Source organism: Brumimicrobium mesophilum, from assembly GCF_003025005.1.
In the GTDB taxonomy this organism is placed as follows: Bacteria; Bacteroidota; Bacteroidia; order Flavobacteriales_D; family Crocinitomicaceae; genus Brumimicrobium; species Brumimicrobium mesophilum.
On sequence record NZ_PVSS01000003.1, the window covers coordinates 164,685 to 183,060 of the forward strand.

The 18,376-nt window shown below is 33.2% G+C and carries 16 protein-coding genes; 4 read left to right on the top strand and 12 right to left on the bottom strand.

Annotated features, from left to right (window positions below):
- Positions 1-125: 125 nt before the first annotated feature.
- Positions 126-2,012: a RecQ family ATP-dependent DNA helicase gene (locus C6368_RS04145; protein ID WP_107037918.1), complete on the bottom strand. Its 1,887-nt coding sequence runs from the start codon at positions 2,010-2,012 to the stop codon at positions 126-128.
- 108 nt (positions 2,013-2,120) lie between these two features.
- Between C6368_RS04145 and C6368_RS04150 the strand changes: the two genes are divergently transcribed.
- Together C6368_RS04150 and C6368_RS04155 are read left to right on the top strand one after the other, a co-directional pair.
- Complete coding sequence (locus C6368_RS04150) at positions 2,121-3,188, top strand: branched-chain amino acid aminotransferase (protein WP_107037919.1); 1,068 nt, start codon at positions 2,121-2,123, stop codon at positions 3,186-3,188.
- Positions 3,189-3,600: 412 nt separating this feature from the next.
- Positions 3,601-4,983, top strand: coding sequence for a hypothetical protein (locus tag C6368_RS04155; protein ID WP_107037920.1), 1,383 nt, complete (start codon positions 3,601-3,603; stop codon positions 4,981-4,983).
- Here the strand turns inward: C6368_RS04155 and C6368_RS04160 are convergent.
- From C6368_RS04160 to recR, 11 genes are all read right to left on the bottom strand, one after another.
- Entirely contained in the window at positions 4,973-5,626 is a 654-nt protein-coding gene (locus C6368_RS04160; protein ID WP_107037921.1) for an alpha/beta hydrolase, read from the bottom strand. The two genes, C6368_RS04155 and C6368_RS04160, sit on opposite strands and share 11 nt — an antisense overlap.
- A 16-nt stretch (positions 5,627-5,642) precedes the next feature.
- Entirely contained in the window at positions 5,643-6,254 is a 612-nt protein-coding gene (locus C6368_RS04165; RefSeq protein ID WP_107037922.1) for a fumarylacetoacetate hydrolase family protein, read from the bottom strand.
- A gap of 6 nt (positions 6,255-6,260) precedes the next feature.
- Entirely contained in the window at positions 6,261-7,121 is an 861-nt protein-coding gene (locus C6368_RS04170) for a 3'-5' exonuclease (RefSeq protein WP_107037923.1), read from the bottom strand.
- Between the two features lie 200 nt (positions 7,122-7,321).
- A complete protein-coding gene (locus C6368_RS04175) occupies positions 7,322-8,635 on the bottom strand; it encodes a dihydrolipoamide acetyltransferase family protein (RefSeq protein ID WP_107037924.1) in 1,314 nt (437 codons plus the stop codon).
- Positions 8,636-8,717: 82 nt separating this feature from the next.
- Positions 8,718-10,673 (bottom strand): glycosyltransferase family 2 protein, encoded by a 1,956-nt coding sequence (locus C6368_RS04180; protein WP_199851587.1) that lies wholly within the window; start codon positions 10,671-10,673, stop codon positions 8,718-8,720.
- Between the two features lie 35 nt (positions 10,674-10,708).
- Complete coding sequence (locus tag C6368_RS04185) at positions 10,709-11,086, bottom strand: RidA family protein (RefSeq protein WP_107037925.1); 378 nt, start codon at positions 11,084-11,086, stop codon at positions 10,709-10,711.
- Positions 11,087-11,325: 239 nt separating this feature from the next.
- The gene (locus C6368_RS04190; RefSeq protein WP_107037926.1) at positions 11,326-11,766 is read right to left on the bottom strand and encodes a hypothetical protein; all 441 of its coding nucleotides are present in this window, start codon (positions 11,764-11,766) and stop codon (positions 11,326-11,328) included.
- 192 nt (positions 11,767-11,958) lie between these two features.
- A complete protein-coding gene (locus C6368_RS04195; RefSeq protein WP_159038430.1) occupies positions 11,959-14,070 on the bottom strand; it encodes a M16 family metallopeptidase in 2,112 nt (703 codons plus the stop codon).
- Positions 14,071-14,109: 39 nt separating this feature from the next.
- Positions 14,110-15,576, bottom strand: a complete 1,467-nt coding sequence (locus C6368_RS04200; protein ID WP_107037928.1) for a M16 family metallopeptidase — start codon at positions 15,574-15,576, stop codon at positions 14,110-14,112.
- Positions 15,577-15,899: 323 nt separating this feature from the next.
- Entirely contained in the window at positions 15,900-16,214 is a 315-nt protein-coding gene (locus C6368_RS04205) for an HPF/RaiA family ribosome-associated protein (RefSeq protein ID WP_107037929.1), read from the bottom strand.
- Positions 16,215-16,436: 222 nt separating this feature from the next.
- Positions 16,437-17,060 (bottom strand): recombination mediator RecR, encoded by a 624-nt coding sequence (gene recR, locus C6368_RS04210; RefSeq protein WP_107037930.1) that lies wholly within the window; start codon positions 17,058-17,060, stop codon positions 16,437-16,439.
- Positions 17,061-17,214: 154 nt separating this feature from the next.
- On the opposite strand from recR, the gene C6368_RS04215 reads away from it, so the two are divergent.
- Positions 17,215-17,928 (top strand): DUF6962 family protein, encoded by a 714-nt coding sequence (locus C6368_RS04215; RefSeq protein WP_107037931.1) that lies wholly within the window; start codon positions 17,215-17,217, stop codon positions 17,926-17,928.
- Entirely contained in the window at positions 17,915-18,376 is a 462-nt protein-coding gene (smpB, locus tag C6368_RS04220; RefSeq protein WP_107037932.1) for an SsrA-binding protein SmpB, read from the top strand. The genes C6368_RS04215 and smpB overlap by 14 nt, the downstream gene beginning before the upstream one ends.

Below are 18,376 nucleotides of genomic sequence, written 5' to 3' on the forward strand. Positions count from 1 at the left end.
ATGTGCTGCGGTGCTTGAATTAATGTATTTTTCTATACATCTGAAAGGTAGACAATACTTTAAAATAAAGTGATTAATTGTTGAAGGTGGATTTGTCTTGTGTTTTTAATCGAATAACAAGTTGGCTATTCCTTAGAAAACATGCCTGCGTTAAAATCAATCAAATCTTCATCCATCATCCAATTCAAAACACCAATTAAATAGTGTTTTTCCACACCTTTAATTTCAATGAGAAAATCATCTAATGAAAAATCTTTATGATCTAATAAATCGTTGATGATTCTTTGGAGTTCTTCCCCGCTGTAATTTGATTTATCTTCTGCTAAACAGACATCACATTTTCCACAAGGTTTTCCTTTTTGACTAAAATAATTCAAAAGCAGTATTGAACGACAAATTGGTTTTTGCACAAAATTCAACATGCTTTCCAATTTTTTATGCGCCACATCTTTTCTTGTTTGATAAACTTTTTTATCAATTTGCATGTAGTCGTCTGGCAAGCGCTCATGCAATAAAGTAACTTGTGGGAGTTCGGATTGCCATGAAATGTCAGCCAATCCTTGTTTCTCGATATATTGAAGTTGGTTGTGGATGATTGCTTTCGATTTTCTTAATTTTTGTCCAATCCTAGTTTCATCCAATTGATAATAATTATCAAATATTCCGGGGTTACTTCTTGATAAATATGAAATTAAGGGGTCATAATCATCATTCTTTAATTGAAAATTATACAAGGTTTTGTTGCCAACGATAAATTTTAGTTTAGTTGGATGAAAAACTGCTTCATTGAATAATATAGAACCATTTAATTCCAGAATTTTTAAAGCATTGTAGGTTTTAAGTGGATCAAAATCATATTTCTTAACTAAGTCTTTTATGGCAAGCCCATAACTTTCGTTTGCTCCAGAACCAATAGCAATTCCAAAATGATTACATAGAGCGCGGTAAACAGTTTTAATATAATCAATAGGAGGGAACTGATTGTCTAGTCTTTGGCGCATTCTCAGCAAATCGATTTGAGTATAAAAGGCCATGTTTCTTGATGCTTTTCCATCCCTACCAGAACGTCCTGCTTCTTGAAAATATGCTTCTAAATTATTTGGAATTTCATAATGCAAAACGAAGCGCACATCTGGCTTGTCAATCCCCATTCCAAAAGCGTTAGTCGCAACTACGATTCTTATTTCATTATTTAACCAAGCCTCTAATTTCTTATTTCGATCAGCTCCAACCATTCCACCATGATACACTCCGGCCGAGAAGTTATGTGCGATGAGAAGTCTTGCTATTTCTTTGGTTTCACGACGGGTTTGACAATAAATAATTCCTGTAGAACCCATAAAACGCTTACATGCCTTAAGAATAGCATTTCGCTTATTCTCAACTGCATAAACTTCATAAGAAATATTTTCTCTAGCAAAATCGCCTTCAAAGTAATTAGGATTTCTCATCTCGAGTTGCGTGATAATGTCTTCTCGAACTTCGTCAGTTGCAGTAGCGGTTACAGCAATAAATGGAACATCTGAATGGATTTCACGTAGCTTATGAATTTCAGTATAAGGCGGACGAAAATCATGACCCCATTGGGAAATACAATGTGCTTCATCAATAGCAATAAGCGAAATTTTCATCTGCTTAAATCTGGCAATAAAAATTTCAGTTTTTAATCTTTCAGGTGAGACATATAAAAAATCCAAGGCACCAAATTTTGCATTATCTAGAATGATATCAATTTCTCTTCTTGACATTCCAGAGGTAATAGCAGCAGCTTTTAATCCCCTAGATTTTAGATTTTTTACTTGGTCTTGCATTAAAGCGATCAGAGGAGAAATCACTAAACAAATCCCTTCTCTTGCAATACCAGGGACTTGAAAACAAATTGATTTACCTCCACCAGTAGGCAAAAGAGCAAATGTATCGTGACCATTAATCGCGCTTTGAACAATATCTTCCTGTTGCTTTCGAAAGGTATCAAAACCCCAATATTTTTTTAATATTTCGACTGCTGTCAATGGCTTGTTTCTTTTAAAAGCAAATGTAGTTAAAAAAACGCCAAAAATCTTGAGAGGTTGGTTTGTCTATCGAAAAATCAGTATATTCGCAACATATCAAAAAAGAATATGGAAACATCAGAATATACGATTAAAAAGACAAGAACTACCAATAGTAAATTAAACCAAGTAGATTGGGATAACATTCCATTTGGGAAGTTATTTTCAGATCACATGTTGGTAATGGATTATAAAGACGGTAAATGGCAAGAACCAGAAATCGTTCCTTTTGAAAATATGTCATTGCACCCTGCAACATCTGCAGTTCATTACGGTCAATCTGTATTTGAAGGAATGAAAGGGTTTAGAACTGTAGCAGGAGAAGCTGTAACTTTTCGTCCAGAAATGAATGCTAAACGTTTCCAAAAATCTGCACACCGTATGTGTATGCCGGAAGTTCCTGTTGATCTTTTCATGTATTGTTTAAAAGAATTATTGAAATATGATGATGAATGGGTTCCTAAAAAGGATACTAATTCAATGTATATTCGTCCATTTATGTTCGCAACAGATGGGTATACAGGTATTAAACCATCGGATACCTATAGATTTATGATTTTTACTTGTCCAGTGGGTTCATACTACACCGAGGCAATTAATTTAAAAATTGAACAAGATTTCACACGTGCTGCGAATGGAGGTGTTGGAGCAGCGAAAGCAGCAGGAAACTATGCGGCTTCGTTATATCCTGCTAAATTAGCTCAAGACGAAGGATATCACCAATTGATATGGACAGATGCTGAAACTCATGAATATGTTGAAGAAGCAGGTACAATGAATATTCTTTTTGTAATTGATGGAAAATTGGTTACTCCAAAAGAGTCAGATACTATTTTAGCTGGAATAACGAAAAGAAGTGTAATTGAGCTGGCTAAAGATTATGGTATGACCGTTGAAGAACGAAAAGTATCGATCAAGGAAATTATTGAATCGATCGAAGATGGTTCTATGACTGAAGCATTTGGTGCTGGAACTGCAGCAACAATTGCTCCGATTAAAATGATTGGCTACAAAGGTAAAAAGTACAACTTACCAGATGAAGAAAAGCGCACTTTCTCGAAGAAAGTGGTGGAAGATTTGGATAATATGAAATACGGTAGAACTGAAGATAGATTTGGTTGGATAGAAAAAATCTAATTAATATTTCTTATATAATTTTAGGAACGACTCAATTTATTGGGTCGTTTTTTTGTGGTGTAGAATTGATATTTTGAAGCGAAACTGCAGGAGTTCTTTTTTTTTAAGAATTACGATTTGACTTGGAGATCTATTTTGTGTTGCACTTCTTTAGTTTGCTTATTATAATTACTATACCATTGATGAATCTAATATATATTTGAATCCCATAGTCGTTAATAACGGTTATAAACGTTTAGAACAAAGATATGTTTGAGTCTTGTAAATTTAAGGTTGGATTTTTAAAAGTATTTAATTAATTGAAATTTATTAAAATGATTTAGGTTTAGAACTCTCTAATTGCCAATCGCAAAACTTTCTTTACTTTTATTTATGGAAAAGGAAGGGATCTGCATCTCAACTTTAAATTGCTATGAGAATTTTAACTTACATATTCGTTTTCTTCACTTTTGGGACCACAGCCCAAGAGTTAAAACTGCAGTTGGGTTTTAACGATGCCATGACTAATTCCTCAATGGACTCTATTGAATTAAACATTTACAATAATTCGATGCGGTTATTCACTGGTCAATGGACCCAAAATGATGATGTGATTTCTGTTGCAATTCCTAAAAATAATATTATTAGATTAAAAGCTAAAAAGCCAGGATATTATACTTTGGATACACTTGTTAATCTTAATGATTTTCATAAAAATATAAAGAAAGGGAAGGTTATGTTCATCGAATTAGAAATGAGCTATGACGGTCAAATTACTACCGATTTTGAAGTTACAGCAACTTATCGACCTGAAATTGCATTTTCTTCAGAAAAGATTAGTGTGAGTGACTTTGTTGTAATAAATGACAGTTCAATGATACTTTTGACTTATCCCAAGCGCTTAAATCATGAAAGTGAGTTGATTTTCTTTGTGGATGACAGTATTGTTTCAAGAAGGAAAGTGCCAGAAAATGCAATTCGCTTAGATACTGATTATAGAACTAGAATCTATTTACGTTGTGAATTCTCGGATTTCATTTTGAGTAAGGATGAGTTTTTAAACTTGACCATTGTTTCCCGTGAGCAATTGGATAACTATGTACGACCGATATTGGATACCTTAGAGAACGACCAGCTGTTTTTTACAACTCATAAGTCACATTATCCTGCTTTTGATTTTTTTAAAGTACAGATGCAAGACACAACTCATAGTTTGATTCATCACATCGAAGACACAGAAATGATGGAATTCTATCGTGCAGAATACAAATGGGCAGATGTGAGAACACAACTTTGGGCTTGGGATAAAGAAAGGGAGACTGGCATAGACCGTGAAATTTGGGTAGGAGCGAATGTTTTTACAAATTCTATATATTATGAAGCTCCATACAGTGAAATGTTTCTTGTAGACGATTTGGTTTATGTGTTCGATTTTTATCAATCGATGATGTTTAAATATGATGCTAATTCAGGTAGTAAATTAGATAGTGTAAGCATAGATTTTCATAAAGATGCAAGGAAAACAGGGTGGGAGAGAAGAATGATTCAAGATCCGGTTACTAAAAATATTTATACAATGTATGACGAATCAGGATATTCCGATATTCACAAAATCGATTTAAGTAATGGTCAAATAGAAAATAAGTTCACATTGTTTTACCGCTATGTTGAAAATGTTCAAATCTTCAATGATCAAGTCTTTTATGTTTACCGTCCATTCGAAAGTATGCAGAAGAAGTTTCTGTATTATGAAGGTTTTAATGATATAAATCGAAGTTTAGCAGGTCAAAACCGATTCAATCAATTCAAGAATTGATAAGCGAACTGCACTCTGCGTAAATTTCTAAAAGTGTAGGAATGTCTATATCATGTCCACCGTCAAAAGTCTTAATTTTTGTGGCGAATTCCTGTTTATCGAAAAATTGGTTTACTTTAACCATCTTGCCTTCAAAGAATTCATCTGAAGAACCTATGGCAAAGTAGTTATTCGATTTTAGCATTTTTGCATGATTATGTTCCGTAGAAATGTCGCTAGGAAATGCACTTGCCCACAAAATAAAATGGTCAGCATTAAAATTACCATTATTGTGCCATCTTGATGCTGTAGCACCACCTTGAGAGAATCCTAAAAGGTATCTTTGTTTATAATTCTTATTTTTAAGAAGTTGTGCTGCAAGCTCATCTAAATACTTGTGATTATCATCAATATCATCCAATCGGGCCTCTTTTGTCATCCATGATGCACCAACTCTACCACTCGTTCCTTTTCTATAGAAATGGTGGAGACCTTCTGGAGCAACCACAAAATTCTTTTCAGGGTCTAATTTTTTAAATTTACGGATAAAGAATTCAGCTAATTGTGAATAACCATGTAAAACGATCCAGATGTTTTCTGCTGTTTCAGCATTTCCATGAGTAAAGTAACGTGCTGTTTTCGATATTGTAATTTTATTTTCCAAAGTAAGATTTCTTAAGCTACTTAATTTTCAAATTCATTAACTTTTCATCACCAATATATCCTTCCAACAAATCTCCTATGGCAACCGGACCAACACCTTCTGGAGTTCCTGTGAAAATCAAATCTCCAATTTTTAATGTCATAAATTGTGAAACGTAAGCAATAATCTGGTCAACCGTAAAAATCATGTTTTTACTGTTTCCTTTTTGAACGAGCTCACCATTTTTTTCTAGTCGGAAATCAATGTCTTGAATTTTCTTCCCTTCTAATGGAATCCACTGCTTTCCTAATGGTGCACTATGTTCAAAACCTTTGGCTATTTCCCAAGGGTGACCTTTGTCTTTACAGATTTTCTGTAAATCTCTTGCCGTAAAATCAATTCCAATTCCAACATGATCATAATATTCATGAGCAAATTTCTCAGAAATATTCTTACCTAATTTGTTGATTTTCACAACTAATTCACATTCGAAATGCAAATCTTTAGTGAAATTCGGGTAATAAAAAGGATTCTTTTTTGGTAAAAGTGCCGTTTCTGGCTTCATAAAGAACATTGGAACTTCAGGTAGGGGAGAGTTCATTTCCTTAGCGTGTTCCGAATAATTTCTTCCGATGCAAATAATTTTCATGCTTAACTATTTTCCAAATTTGCTTTTTAAGGCTTCGATTTTGTTCTCCATGCGTTTTTCTTCCTTTTCTTTCTTGATTTTCTTGTTTTCAAGACGATTGGCTTTTATTTTATCCAATTCCTTTTTTAGGACAGCTTTTGTGTAGCGAGGAAAATTGCTGTTCATCATCCAACCGTAATATCCTGGTTCCTTGTTGTCCACTTCTTCGAGCGTTTTACCTTTGTGCTTTCCAAAGTTATAGACAGCTTTGCCAGCTTCGTTTTCTGCTATTCTTCCAGCGAAATCTATGATCTTAAATTTATTATGAGTTGAAAATTCAGCTAAGAATTCCATGTCGTTATCCAATTCTTCATATTTTTCGACTTGCGCCTTCAAAACTTCATAAGTTGCAATAACATCAGCTTCTGCACTGTGTGCATTTTCCAAATCTTTTGAACAGTAAAATTTATAAGCTGCTACAAGAGTTCGTTGTTCCAATTTGTGAAAAATATTTTGAACATCAATGAAATTTCGTGCCCTCATATCAAAGTCATGATTTACACGTAGGAATTCTTCTGCCAACATGGGAATATCAAACTTGTTAGAATTGAATCCAACTAAGTCAGACTTTCCGATAAAGTTTGCAATCTTTCCTGATGCTTCTTTGAAAGTTGGTGCATCTTTAATGTCTTCTTGTGTTATTCCATGTATTTCAGAGCTTTCCTTAGAAATTTCCATTTCTGGATTTATTCGAATTGTTAAAGTTGTTTCATCACCATTAGGTGCAATCTTCATTAATGAAATTTCTACTATTCTATCTTGCGAAACATCCAATCCGGTAGATTCGATATCAAAAACGCAAAGGTCATTTTTTAAATTCAAGCTCATAGTTATAAAATAAAAAAGTGGGTTTTATTTCCCACCTCAAAGTTTCTGTTCGACAAATATCATTTCTTTAAATTTAAAATCCAAGTAGATTTGAGAACTTCCTTTGATTGTGCATAAATAAAGAATAATTAAATGTTCTGAACAATAAAAAACCCGTTCAACTCAAAGTCAAACGGGCCATTAATATATTAAGTGATAGCTTACAATTGTGTGTTCACATCAAAATTCTCTAAGTAATCAGCTACTTTTCTTACAAAAGAACCACCTAAAGCTCCATCTACAACTCTGTGGTCGTAAGCGTGTGACAAGTACATTTTATAGCGAATTCCAATGAAGTCTCCATCTGGAGTTTCGATAACAGCTGGTACTTTTCTAATTGCACCTACAGCCATAATTCCAACTTGCGGTTGATTGATAATTGGTGTTCCCATAACATTTCCAAATGTACCTACATTTGTTACTGTATATGTTCCTCCCTGAATATCATCAGCACTTAATTTGTTGTTACGAGCGTTGTTAGCTAATTCGTTTACTTTTTTAGCTAAACCATAAAGGTTCAATCTGTCGGCATTTTTAATTACTGGAACAATTAAGTTACCAGATGGAAGTGCTGCAGCCATCCCTATGTTAATGTTCTTCTTTTTGATGATTCTATCTCCATCTACAGAAACATTGATCAAAGGGAAGTCTTTTATCGCTTTTGCTATTGCTTCAATGAATATTGGCGTGAAAGTAAAGTTTTCACCTTCTTTCTTTTTGAAATCGTTTTTAATTTTATTTCTCCAGTTCCAAATATTTGTAACATCAGCTTCAACATATGAAGTTACGTGTGGCGAAGTTTGTTTTGAACGTACCATGTGTTCTGCGATCATTTTACGCATACGGTCCATTTCAATGATCTCATCACCTTCCATAAGTGGAATATTTGATGGTTTTGGCGCTGGTTTAGCAGCTGCTTGAGGTGCTGCAGATGGCACTGAAGCTTGTTGAGCTGGTGTACTTTTGCTTCCACCGTTTTCTATATAATCGAAAATATCTTTCTTGGTCACACGTCCTCCTTGACCAGATCCAGAGATACTTTCTAATTCATCCATAGCAATACCTTCTTTTTCAGCTATGCTTCTCACTAAAGGAGAATAGAATTTTCCGCTTGGACCATTCTTGTCTAAATCAGATGCTCCACTAACAGCTGCAATTGCTTCATTTACGCTATTGTCCACTTTTTCAGCAGCTACCACAACATCTTTCTTTTCTGGTTCAGAAGCAACTTCTCCATTCGTTGAAATCAATGCGATAACATCACCAACTTGGGCAACTTCATCCACTTCAAAAAATATCTTTGCAACAGTTCCAGAAACTTCTGAAGGCAATTCATTATCAACTTTGTCAGTTGCCACTTCTACAAGTGGTTCATCCATTTCAATCGTGTCTCCAACACCTTTTAACCAGTTTGTTATAGTTGCTTCGGTAACACTTTCTCCCATTTTCGGAAGGCGAATTTCTACTTGTGACATATATTAGTTTAAAGAATTATACTCAATTTTTGAAGTACAAAAGTAATCAAAATTTCAATTATAACAAACGAAAAACCTTGATTTATCGGTCTAGCCTCCTCCAATACTTTCTTAGAATCAACATGTCTGTGATGATTGAATAATCTCGAGCATAAATCAAATTCAGTTTTGATCGTATTGACTTATTCTCATTATCTGCTCTTTCTTCAGCTGGTGTAAGAATACCGGTTTTAATTCTAGGTAAATTTCTTTGTGCTGGATTTGGATCGTAAGAATAGCCAACCCAAGATTTTTCACCTAATAAAACTGACCAACAATTTTTGATAAATTGAGATTTATGTTTAAAAAACCAGATTGATATTGGTAGGAATAACAATAGAAATAAGGCCGAAATAAAATCGAAAGTTCGCTTGTTTCGCTTGCTAGAGGCAGTAGAAATCTTATCGATTTCCATGATGTACAAGTCTCCTGCTGTGTCAATTGAATTGCTTCCTATTAAGTACATACTATTTGGTTGAGCAATCTTGAATTCTACTTTATTGGCGGCCGTTCTTGACATCCAATTTATTATTGATTCTGCACTTGTGTTTTTTGCACAAAAAATAACTTCATCAATTTCATGGATATCAATAATTTGATCCAATTGATTAATCACTCCACTGTCATTTTCAGACTTATCTTTGTTAGGTGAAACACTGTGAATAGTACTCACTTTATTCGCAGTGTTTTTAAGGATTTGCTTAACGCGCTCAACTTCATCAGGTTCTCCTACTATAGCGAAGTTTTTATTTCTCACTCCTCTTAAATCGAATTTCTTTCCTATAACAAAATGTAAAGCAATTCTTGAGATTAAATAATAAGCTAAAACCAATACAGCACCTAATAAAATAAACAATCTAGAAAACTGTAATTCTTTTGGAAGTAGGGCATAGGCTACTAAAATAACTCCTGTTCCCAGAAGTGTTCCTGAAACGTAAGATTTTAGTTTAATTGGAATGTCGTAAGATCCAGTGTATAAGTTAGTAATCAACCAAGTAAGTGCGTAGCCAGGTAAAGCATATTTTATTACATGTAAGGGAAAGTCGATGCTTTCAATTGACCATAATTTCTTGAGAGCGTATAATCCCATTACTATTATAGTGAAATCGATTACGGGAAGAAGTATTCGTTTAATAAAACGATTTAACAATGCTAGTCCAGCTCTAAAGTAAATGGCTAAATTGATGAAGAAAGAGAAAAGTTTGGCGTTTTTTTGTGAGAAGTGTTTCTCAGCAAAAATGACCATAGCACGGTAAAATACAAAAACATAGTTGATGCTGCTTTTCTTTGTGCTCTCTCCTTTATAATGAATAATTTGAGTTTCTGGAAAGTAGTAATTCTTGTAACCTCCTTTAATAATTCTATATGATAAATCGATGTCTTCACCATACATGAAAAATGCTTCATCAAGTAAGCCTACTTTGTCCAATGCTTTTTTTCGCATTAACATAAATGCACCACTTAGGATTTCTACCTCATTGGTTTCGAATTCATCTAAATACCCCAAATGATATTGACCAAAAGTTTTACTTTTTGGAAATATTCTGGATAAACCGAAAATCTTATAAAATGCAACTGCGGGAGTAGGTAGTCCTCTTTTACTTTCTGGTAAAAAGACGCCTTTTCCGTCAATCATTCTTACTCCCAAACCACCACCATCAGGGTTTTTGTCCATAAAGTCGACACATTTTTGGAATGTATCTTCCTCAACAACTGTATCTGGGTTTAAAAGCACAACATAATCTCCTTTGGAAATTCGAATCGCTTGATTGTTAGCAACAGAAAAGCCTGGATTGTCTTTATTGGCAATTAAATTTACTTGTGGAAATTGACGTTTAACCATTTCTACGGAACCGTCAATTGAATTATTGTCAACAACAAAAACTTCTCCTTGAACATTTTTTAAAGCATCATAAACTGAGTTGAGGCACTGTTCTAAAAAGTACTCAACATTGTAGTTAACGATAATTACAGATATTCTGATAACTTCTTTTTCCAAGGTTTTTCTGTCGTATAGTATTGTTTAGAATAAGATTAACGTATCGCAATGCAAGATATTTCAACAGGCACATCTAATGGTAATTTAGATACCTGAACTGTTTCTCTTGCAGGAGGTTCATTTTTAAAATATGTAGCGTAAACTTCATTAACGGCGACAAAATCATCCATAGATTTCAAAAAAATCGAACATTTTACAACATCTAACATTTTTAAACCTGATGTTTCAACCAAAGCTTTTATGTTTTCCATTACTTGCTTTGTTGCTATTTGAATAGTTTCCAATTGTAATTCACCGCTTTTTGGATCCAATGGAATTTGTCCACTTACATATAAAGTATCGTTCTTCATAATCGCTTGACTATATGGTCCGATTGGAGCAGGAGCATTGGGAATTGTAATGATTTTCTTCATTTGCTTTTGGATTTGTGCAAGTTTAAGGATTTTGATTTAATATTCTGACACCCCGCTAAGGTTTTAATACTTGTTCAACCATTAAATTATCGTTGTTTCTTATTAGTAAAAAAGGCCAATTTGCTATTTTTTTTAAATGAAATAGTCATTGGATTTAGTTTTGATTTAAAAATATGGTATTTTCAACTTTTGTCCCTTTTTAATCCATTTTCCAGCGATATTAAAATAATTATTGACTATTAGTCATTCCTTCTTTTACCGAGTACCAGCGTATGTTTAGAATTTTGCGGAGGTTCAATCATGCTTAGGGCAAGTCCACATCTGAAGTTTTCCATATGGTTATCGTTAGTAAAACAACCTGAATTGTTATTAGACTTTAATGAGATTTTGTATTGTAATCCATTTACAAGAATGGTATCATTAACATTAAAAGAACTTCCTGAAACATTAACTTCAACAGCTCCGCAACAATATCCATCATTATCGCAACCGTAGCTATAGCTAGTTGATCCTGAATCGTTGTATTGCCAGGCTATCTCAACCCAAACTCCATTTAAGTCTGAACAATCAATTGTTAATTCTGGAGAGGTTTGATCTTCTATTTTTTTATCTTTTTTTGTGCAAGATAATGTTAGCATAAAGTAGAATGATGCAATAATTATGTAGTTAATAATTTTCATTTTCGAAATTAGTTTAATGGACAAAATTTGTAATGAAAGTTTAGAATAAAAGTTATTTCATGTAATTTACTTTTCTACTATAACATTCTAAATTTTGCGAATTCAAATATACATAAAACTATCAAGGGTTTAACCAAAAAAAAATGCGGTCCCGAAGAACCGCATTTTCATATGTTATTTTGTATTAGAAAATTATTCTACTTCAAACAATTTTTCATCAACTTTTCCATTGATTTCAACTTCTTTTAAGGTAGCAGTCATTCCAACTGATTCGATCATTTGGGCAGTTTTCTTTGGGAATAAGAATCCTTTGAAATCTGTAAACTCACTATAAACAGCTGTAATGCTCTGTGGTCCTTCCTCAGTTACTTCTAGTGTTTCAGAATAAACTTTTAGACCATTTTCCTTATTGTAGTAATTGGTTGTAGTTGTTTTACCGATTATGTATTTAACAACATACATGTCTACACCATCCCGATTTTCTACTCCAAGTAATTCGAAATCACTTTCGTTACATAACAAGCTAAATTCAGGGAAGATTGCTGCAGTTTTCTTCTTATCAGCGATTTCTTCTGAAGTCATTTCTTTTGTATCAAAACCACCTTGTTGATTCATCATTTTAGTCACACCTTTATTTCCATTGAATTTTTCTTCTTGAAGAACCATTCCGTTGAATTCCATTTTAGATGCAGCCATGTTTGGAGCCATGAAGTAAGTTGTCATTTTCAATTCCATAGGAGCTTGATTAGGAACAACAACGGCGTTTTTCTTTAAAGTTTTCACTTTATTGATTTTCTTATTGGCTTTCTTCATTTTTGAAGTTTGAGTTACCGCCATTAGATATTTTTCGAAAACTTCAGTCTTAGAAATATCTGCTTCTGTATAGTTTGTTTCTATTTTAGGATTCCCGAAAGCATCAAAAACTTCAATGTTTCCATCTGCATCAAATTGTTTCAAACTTTCCATAACATCCTTGTTTCCCACAACAATGATGTTCAAGTTGTTAGGTGTGATGTAAGTTTTTGCCATGTTCATGATGTCATTTTCTGATACTGCACTTAATTTTTTAAGGTAAGTTTGATAGTAATCAGAAGGTAAATCATTTCTGTATGTACTTAAAGCAAAGTTAGCGATCGTACGTGGTGATTCTAAAGTACGAGCAAAACTTCCAGCCATTGAGGCCTTGTTTAAAGATAATTCTTCTTCAGTAACCATATCTTGTGTAATTCTATTGAATTCATACAAGAATTGAGTAATCGCAGAATCTGAGACTTCATTTCTAAAACTTCCTTGTGCTTTAATATAACTTCCTTTTCTGTCAACATCAACACTTGAGTATGCTCCGTAAGTGTATGCCTTGTCTTCACGTAAGTTTTGCATTAAACGAGTACCAAAACCACCACCACCAAACAATTTGTTTAATGTAGACAATTTAATTTGGTTTTCATCACCAGGAATCATGTCAACTGGGAATGCAATACTAATAACTGATTGAACAGCACCTGGTTTTTCAACAAAAATTACACGATTTCCTTGTGGAGAAATTCCTTTATTGTAATCCTTTTCGTAAGGTACACCACCTTCCCAAGAACCGAACCTTTCTTTGGCAATTTTCCTTGCTTGAGCTTCATCGATATCACCAACAATTACAAGGTAACTTCCAGCTGGAGTGTATTGTTTTTTGTAAAAATCAATTACATCTTGACGTTTGATGTTGTTCAATGTTTCTTCAGTCATTACCTCACCGTAAGGGTGGTTATCAGTAAAGATTGCTTTGTACATTGCATTAGACATCATAGAACTTGGATCAGTTTTAACCGAAAACAATCCTGACTCATATTGTTTCTTAACGCGTTCAAATTCACTTTCTGGGAAATTTGCATTTTTCATAACATCAGTCATCAAATCCAAACCTTTTTCCATGTGCTTCTTTAACACACTCAAGTACATTCCAGAACTGTTTGCAGATAGATACGCTCCAATGAAATCAGTTTCATTGTCAATTTGATCTTTTGTTTTATTCGTTGTTCCAGACATTAATAAATCTCCAGCCATGTCAGAAAGACCAGCTTTTTTACCTTCAAGTCTAGGGTCAGAACCCATAACTAAATTGAAAGAAACTTTTGGAATTTTATCATTGGGCGAAAGAATAACCTTCATCCCATTATCTAAATCAAAGACAATTGGTTCTGGAATATTAATTTCTGGAGCAGGACCAGGTACCGGAGCTTTTGTTCGGTCAACTTGTCCAAATGCAAATACAGATGTAAGAGCAAGTGCTGATCCTAATATTATATTTTTCATTTTCATCTTATTTTGAATTTTATTAAACTGCTTAATCTGTTATTTTTTCGGTAAATAGTACAATACCAAACGTGCATCTTTAGTGAAGTATTTATTAGCTACTTTCATCAAGTCCTCGCGCGTAATGTCATCATAAACTGTTAATTGCTCGTTAATTAAATTTGTATTTTTGAAATACACATAATTATCAGCCAAAGATTCAGCTTTTCCTGCTACAGAACTGTTTGCAGAGTAAAAATCATTTTCAAATTGATTTTTCACTTTTTGAAATTCAGTTTCCGTAACTAATTCATTTTTAGCTCTATTGATTTCAATATCTAAAGCATTTTTTAAACTGTCGATTTCAACATCTTTAGCAGCAATTCCTGCGAAAAGTGCGATTCCTGGATCTTCTAATGGGAATGCGAATGAGAATGCTGCCATCGCTAATTCTTTTTCTTCAACGATATTTTTGTTCATTCTTGCACTTGTTCCACCAGAAATAATTGCATTCAACATTTCTAAAGCATAAGCTTCTTTCGTGTTTTGTTTTGGTGAGTGGTATCCAATAAACACTGCAGGCAATTGAATGTTATCATAAACAGTATCTACGATTTCTTTTTCCAATTTTGGTTCTACTATGTTTGGACGAGGAATTACAGTTTCTTTTTTCTTGTATTCGTTAATCATTGCCATTCCATCTTTCGATGTTGTGTTAAAGAAATCTTTGTCATTAAAGATTGCTTTTCCTTTTCCATATTTAGCAGTAAATGCATCGTTGTCCAAGGCTAAGTAATCACGGTAAAGGTTAATTGCTTGTCCTTTAGGAATCGTAGCGAAATATTTGTCGATTAACACTTTAGCTTCTTCGATATCTATATCACCAGCAATTGAAAGTGTTGCATTCGAAGGAACATAGAATGTTTTATAGAAGTTAATAAAATCTTCTTCTTGTGCTGCATCCAAATGCTCCATGTATCCAATCGGAGTCCATTTATATGGGTGTTTTTCGTATAATAAGTCAAATGCTGATGCCATAAAAGAGCCATAAGGTTGATTATCGACACGTTGTCTTTTTTCTTCCTTTACAACTTCACGTTGGGTTTCAATTCCTTTATTGTCAACTTTTGCATGCAATAGTCTTTCAGACTCTAACCATAAACCTAACTCAAGATTGTTTGAGGAGAAAATCTCATAGTAATAAGTTCTATCTTGGGAAGTGTTGGCGTTTAATGTACCACCATTCCTTTCGATATATTGGTCAAATTCACCTCTATCAATGTTTTTACTTCCTTCAAACATGAGGTGTTCGAAAAAGTGTGCAAAACCTGTACGGTCTGGATTCTCATTTTTCGATCCTACATGATAAAGTACAGAAACAGCCACAATAGGAGTGGAGTTATCTTCATGAAGAATAACATGCATCCCATTATCGAGATCGTATTCGACGAAGTCTATCTTACTTTTTTGTGCATGTAAACCAAAAATGAATGTAGTTGCTAATGCCGCAGAAAATATTCTTTTCATTATTTTATTTTTAGATATTATTTCCAAAGAAACGTAAATTTTCTCACATCATAAATTTCTAATTGATGAAATACTTTATAATGGAGATGAATGGTGTATATGAATTGTATAAATGTTGAAATTAGGAATCATTCGGAGGGAAATCATAATTTAAATTTCAAAAAAATAGGTGTGCTATGTAAAAGGTAAAATATTTATACTGAGTTTTTTGGACTATTTAATTGCGTATGGCTTAAAATGGATTCGAATGATTGCTATCCTATAACAGACCATAAAAAAAAGCGCTCAATTTCTAGAGCGCTTTTCATTAACTTTATAATCAATTAGTGATTTTGTAATTTTCCCAATAAAGTGGTTAAGCTACTCACCATTTTTTTGGTTGCTCCACTTATTGATTTTTCAATTGTATCGTCTTGACTTGAAACTGCAACTGGCTTTAATCCTTGTGGTCGAACTTCTAAAACACATTTTTTATCATTGTTTCCGCCTTTGTCACCATTTTCGTCAGAAAGATGAACTTCTACGCGCGTTACTTTATCTTCAAAACGATTTAAATCTTCTTTTATTTTTTTCGTAAAGTAAGCTTCAATTCTTTCTTTCCCTTCGATGTTGTTGTCTGTGTTGAATATTACGTCCATATATTTGTTTTTTTGTGAATGCTTGTAGCATTCGGTTAGTAAAAAAAAGCAAACAAATTACTTTAAATTTGATAACACAATATAGGGTTTTTAATAATACAAAGCACCTACTTTCAAAGAATATTACAAAACTTTAAGGAAATGATTACTATTCTATTAATAGATTGTTAAGAAGTGTAAATAATTGTGTAGTGTCTCTGAAACTAGGGTATTAATAATGTTTTAACGCTTTTGATTGAAAGTAGACTCAAAGGGGAGCCTTTGCAAAATTGATCTACCTAACGTTAACTCATCCGCGTAATGTAATTCTGCTCCTACAGAAACTCCTCTGGATAAAGTTGTTACAATAATTTCTGAGGGAGAAATCTTCTTGTAAATGTAAAAGTTTGTGGTATCTCCTTCCATGGTTGAACTTAAAGCGAAAATAATTTCATCGATTTTATTTTGTTCTACTTTCTTTAATAAGGTAGGAATATTTAAATCTTCTGGTCCTTGTCCATCCATTGGTGAAATAACTCCACCTAAAACATGGTAAATTCCTCTATAACTTCGTGTTGCTTCAATTGCCATAATATCACGAATATCTTCAACTATGCAAACTGTTCTATGCTCACGTGCTGGGTTTGCACAAATCACACAAATTTTGTTGTCTGAAATGTTTCCGCAATTTTCACAATAATTGATATTTTCTTTTATACCTATTAAAGCATTTGAAAATCTATCGATTTCCTCAGGAGAACGTTTTAATAAGTCAAGAACCAAACGTAAGGCACTTCTTTTCCCAATACTAGGTAGGGAGGCAAACTGTTCAACAGCTTCGTTTAAATATTTTGAAGGTAAATCCACAGTTGCAAATGTAATTAGCTTTTATGAAAATAGATTGAAATTTTTCGATAATTGAAGTGGAAAACTTAAAATAAACACAGTTTTGTCTCTGGTGTTAATTTTCAACACTACTATTAATTTAGAATTGCTTATTTTTGCCGAATTATTTAGGAATATGGAAAAAATATGTGATATCCCAGCTGAGAAATTACCTTTTGAGTTTATGGGATTATGTTTACAAGAACCAATGGCGATGGTAACAAATTTGCTAATTGCAGTTACCTGCTTTATCATTTATTCAAAAATGAAAATAGTTGAAACTAACTTTCAGAAACATTGGAAAATGTTTTATTTAATTTTTGGCTTGAGTACGTTCTTTAGTGGTTTTGGACACATGTTTTTTCAGTATACTGGTGTATATGGAAAATTCCCTACTTGGACTTTAGGTTTGGTATCTGCTTTTCACGCTGGGAAAGCGATGATTAGCTTGAATGTGATTAATCCTAAATTGTATAAAGGATTAATCCGATTTCTTTACGTTAAATTTATTGTTTTTGTTGCATTAGCACTCTCTTTGCAGTCCTTTGTTTTCGTAATGGCCGATGCTTCAATTACGTATTTGTTCTTCTGTATGGGTTTTGGAATATACTATTGGAGAAAAGGTTTAACCTCATTTAAATATACAGTTTATGCTGTTTTGATTTTAATTCCTTCAATTTTCATATTTACCATGCAAATCAACCCTCATCTTTGGTTTAATAAGGAAGATTTAAGTCATGTTTTGATGACAACTACAATTATTTTCTTTTACTTTGGGGTTATCCGATTAAATCAAATCGATTTAGATCATCTCATTTCAACAAGGGAAGTTAAATATGTCAACAAATAACAATCGTATAAACATAGTTAATAAACGTGCTCGTTTTGAATATCAACTACTTGATAAGTACGTTGCAGGTATTCAATTGGGAGGAACAGAAATTAAAAGTATTCGTTTAGGAAAAGCGAGTATTCTTGAAGCATTTTGTGTGATTGAAAATAACGAGGTTTATTTACGTAATATGCACATTGCAGAATATGGAAATGCTTCATTTTATCAGCACAAAGCCAAAGCAGACAGAAAGTTATTGTTGAATCGAAAGGAAATCAACAAACTAGATAAAAAGATGAAGACAAAAGGCTTTACAATTATCCCACTTCGTCTTTTTATTAATGATAATGGTTATGCCAAAGTAGAAATAGCTTTAGCTCAAGGTAAAAAACTTTATGATAAACGAGCAGACCTAAAAGAGAAGGACGACCAGAGAACAATGGATCGCATTAAAAAAGCCTACTAA

Bases quoted from the DNA above. Each gene is read 5' to 3' on its own strand.
- C6368_RS04150 (WP_107037919.1), top strand. From the start codon at position 2,121: ATGGAAACATCAGAATATACGATTAAAAAGACAAGAACTACCAATAGT.
- C6368_RS04155 (WP_107037920.1), top strand. From the start codon at position 3,601: ATGAGAATTTTAACTTACATATTCGTTTTCTTCACTTTTGGGACCACA.
- C6368_RS04165 (WP_107037922.1), bottom strand. From the start codon at position 6,254: ATGAAAATTATTTGCATCGGAAGAAATTATTCGGAACACGCTAAGGAA.
- C6368_RS04170 (WP_107037923.1), bottom strand. From the start codon at position 7,121: ATGAGCTTGAATTTAAAAAATGACCTTTGCGTTTTTGATATCGAATCT.
- C6368_RS04175 (WP_107037924.1), bottom strand. From the start codon at position 8,635: ATGTCACAAGTAGAAATTCGCCTTCCGAAAATGGGAGAAAGTGTTACC.
- C6368_RS04185 (WP_107037925.1), bottom strand. From the start codon at position 11,086: ATGAAGAAAATCATTACAATTCCCAATGCTCCTGCTCCAATCGGACCA.
- C6368_RS04190 (WP_107037926.1), bottom strand. From the start codon at position 11,766: ATGAAAATTATTAACTACATAATTATTGCATCATTCTACTTTATGCTA.
- C6368_RS04195 (WP_159038430.1), bottom strand. From the start codon at position 14,070: ATGAAAAATATAATATTAGGATCAGCACTTGCTCTTACATCTGTATTT.
- C6368_RS04200 (WP_107037928.1), bottom strand. From the start codon at position 15,576: ATGAAAAGAATATTTTCTGCGGCATTAGCAACTACATTCATTTTTGGT.
- C6368_RS04205 (WP_107037929.1), bottom strand. From the start codon at position 16,214: ATGGACGTAATATTCAACACAGACAACAACATCGAAGGGAAAGAAAGA.
- C6368_RS04215 (WP_107037931.1), top strand. From the start codon at position 17,215: ATGGAAAAAATATGTGATATCCCAGCTGAGAAATTACCTTTTGAGTTT.
- smpB (WP_107037932.1), top strand. From the start codon at position 17,915: ATGTCAACAAATAACAATCGTATAAACATAGTTAATAAACGTGCTCGT.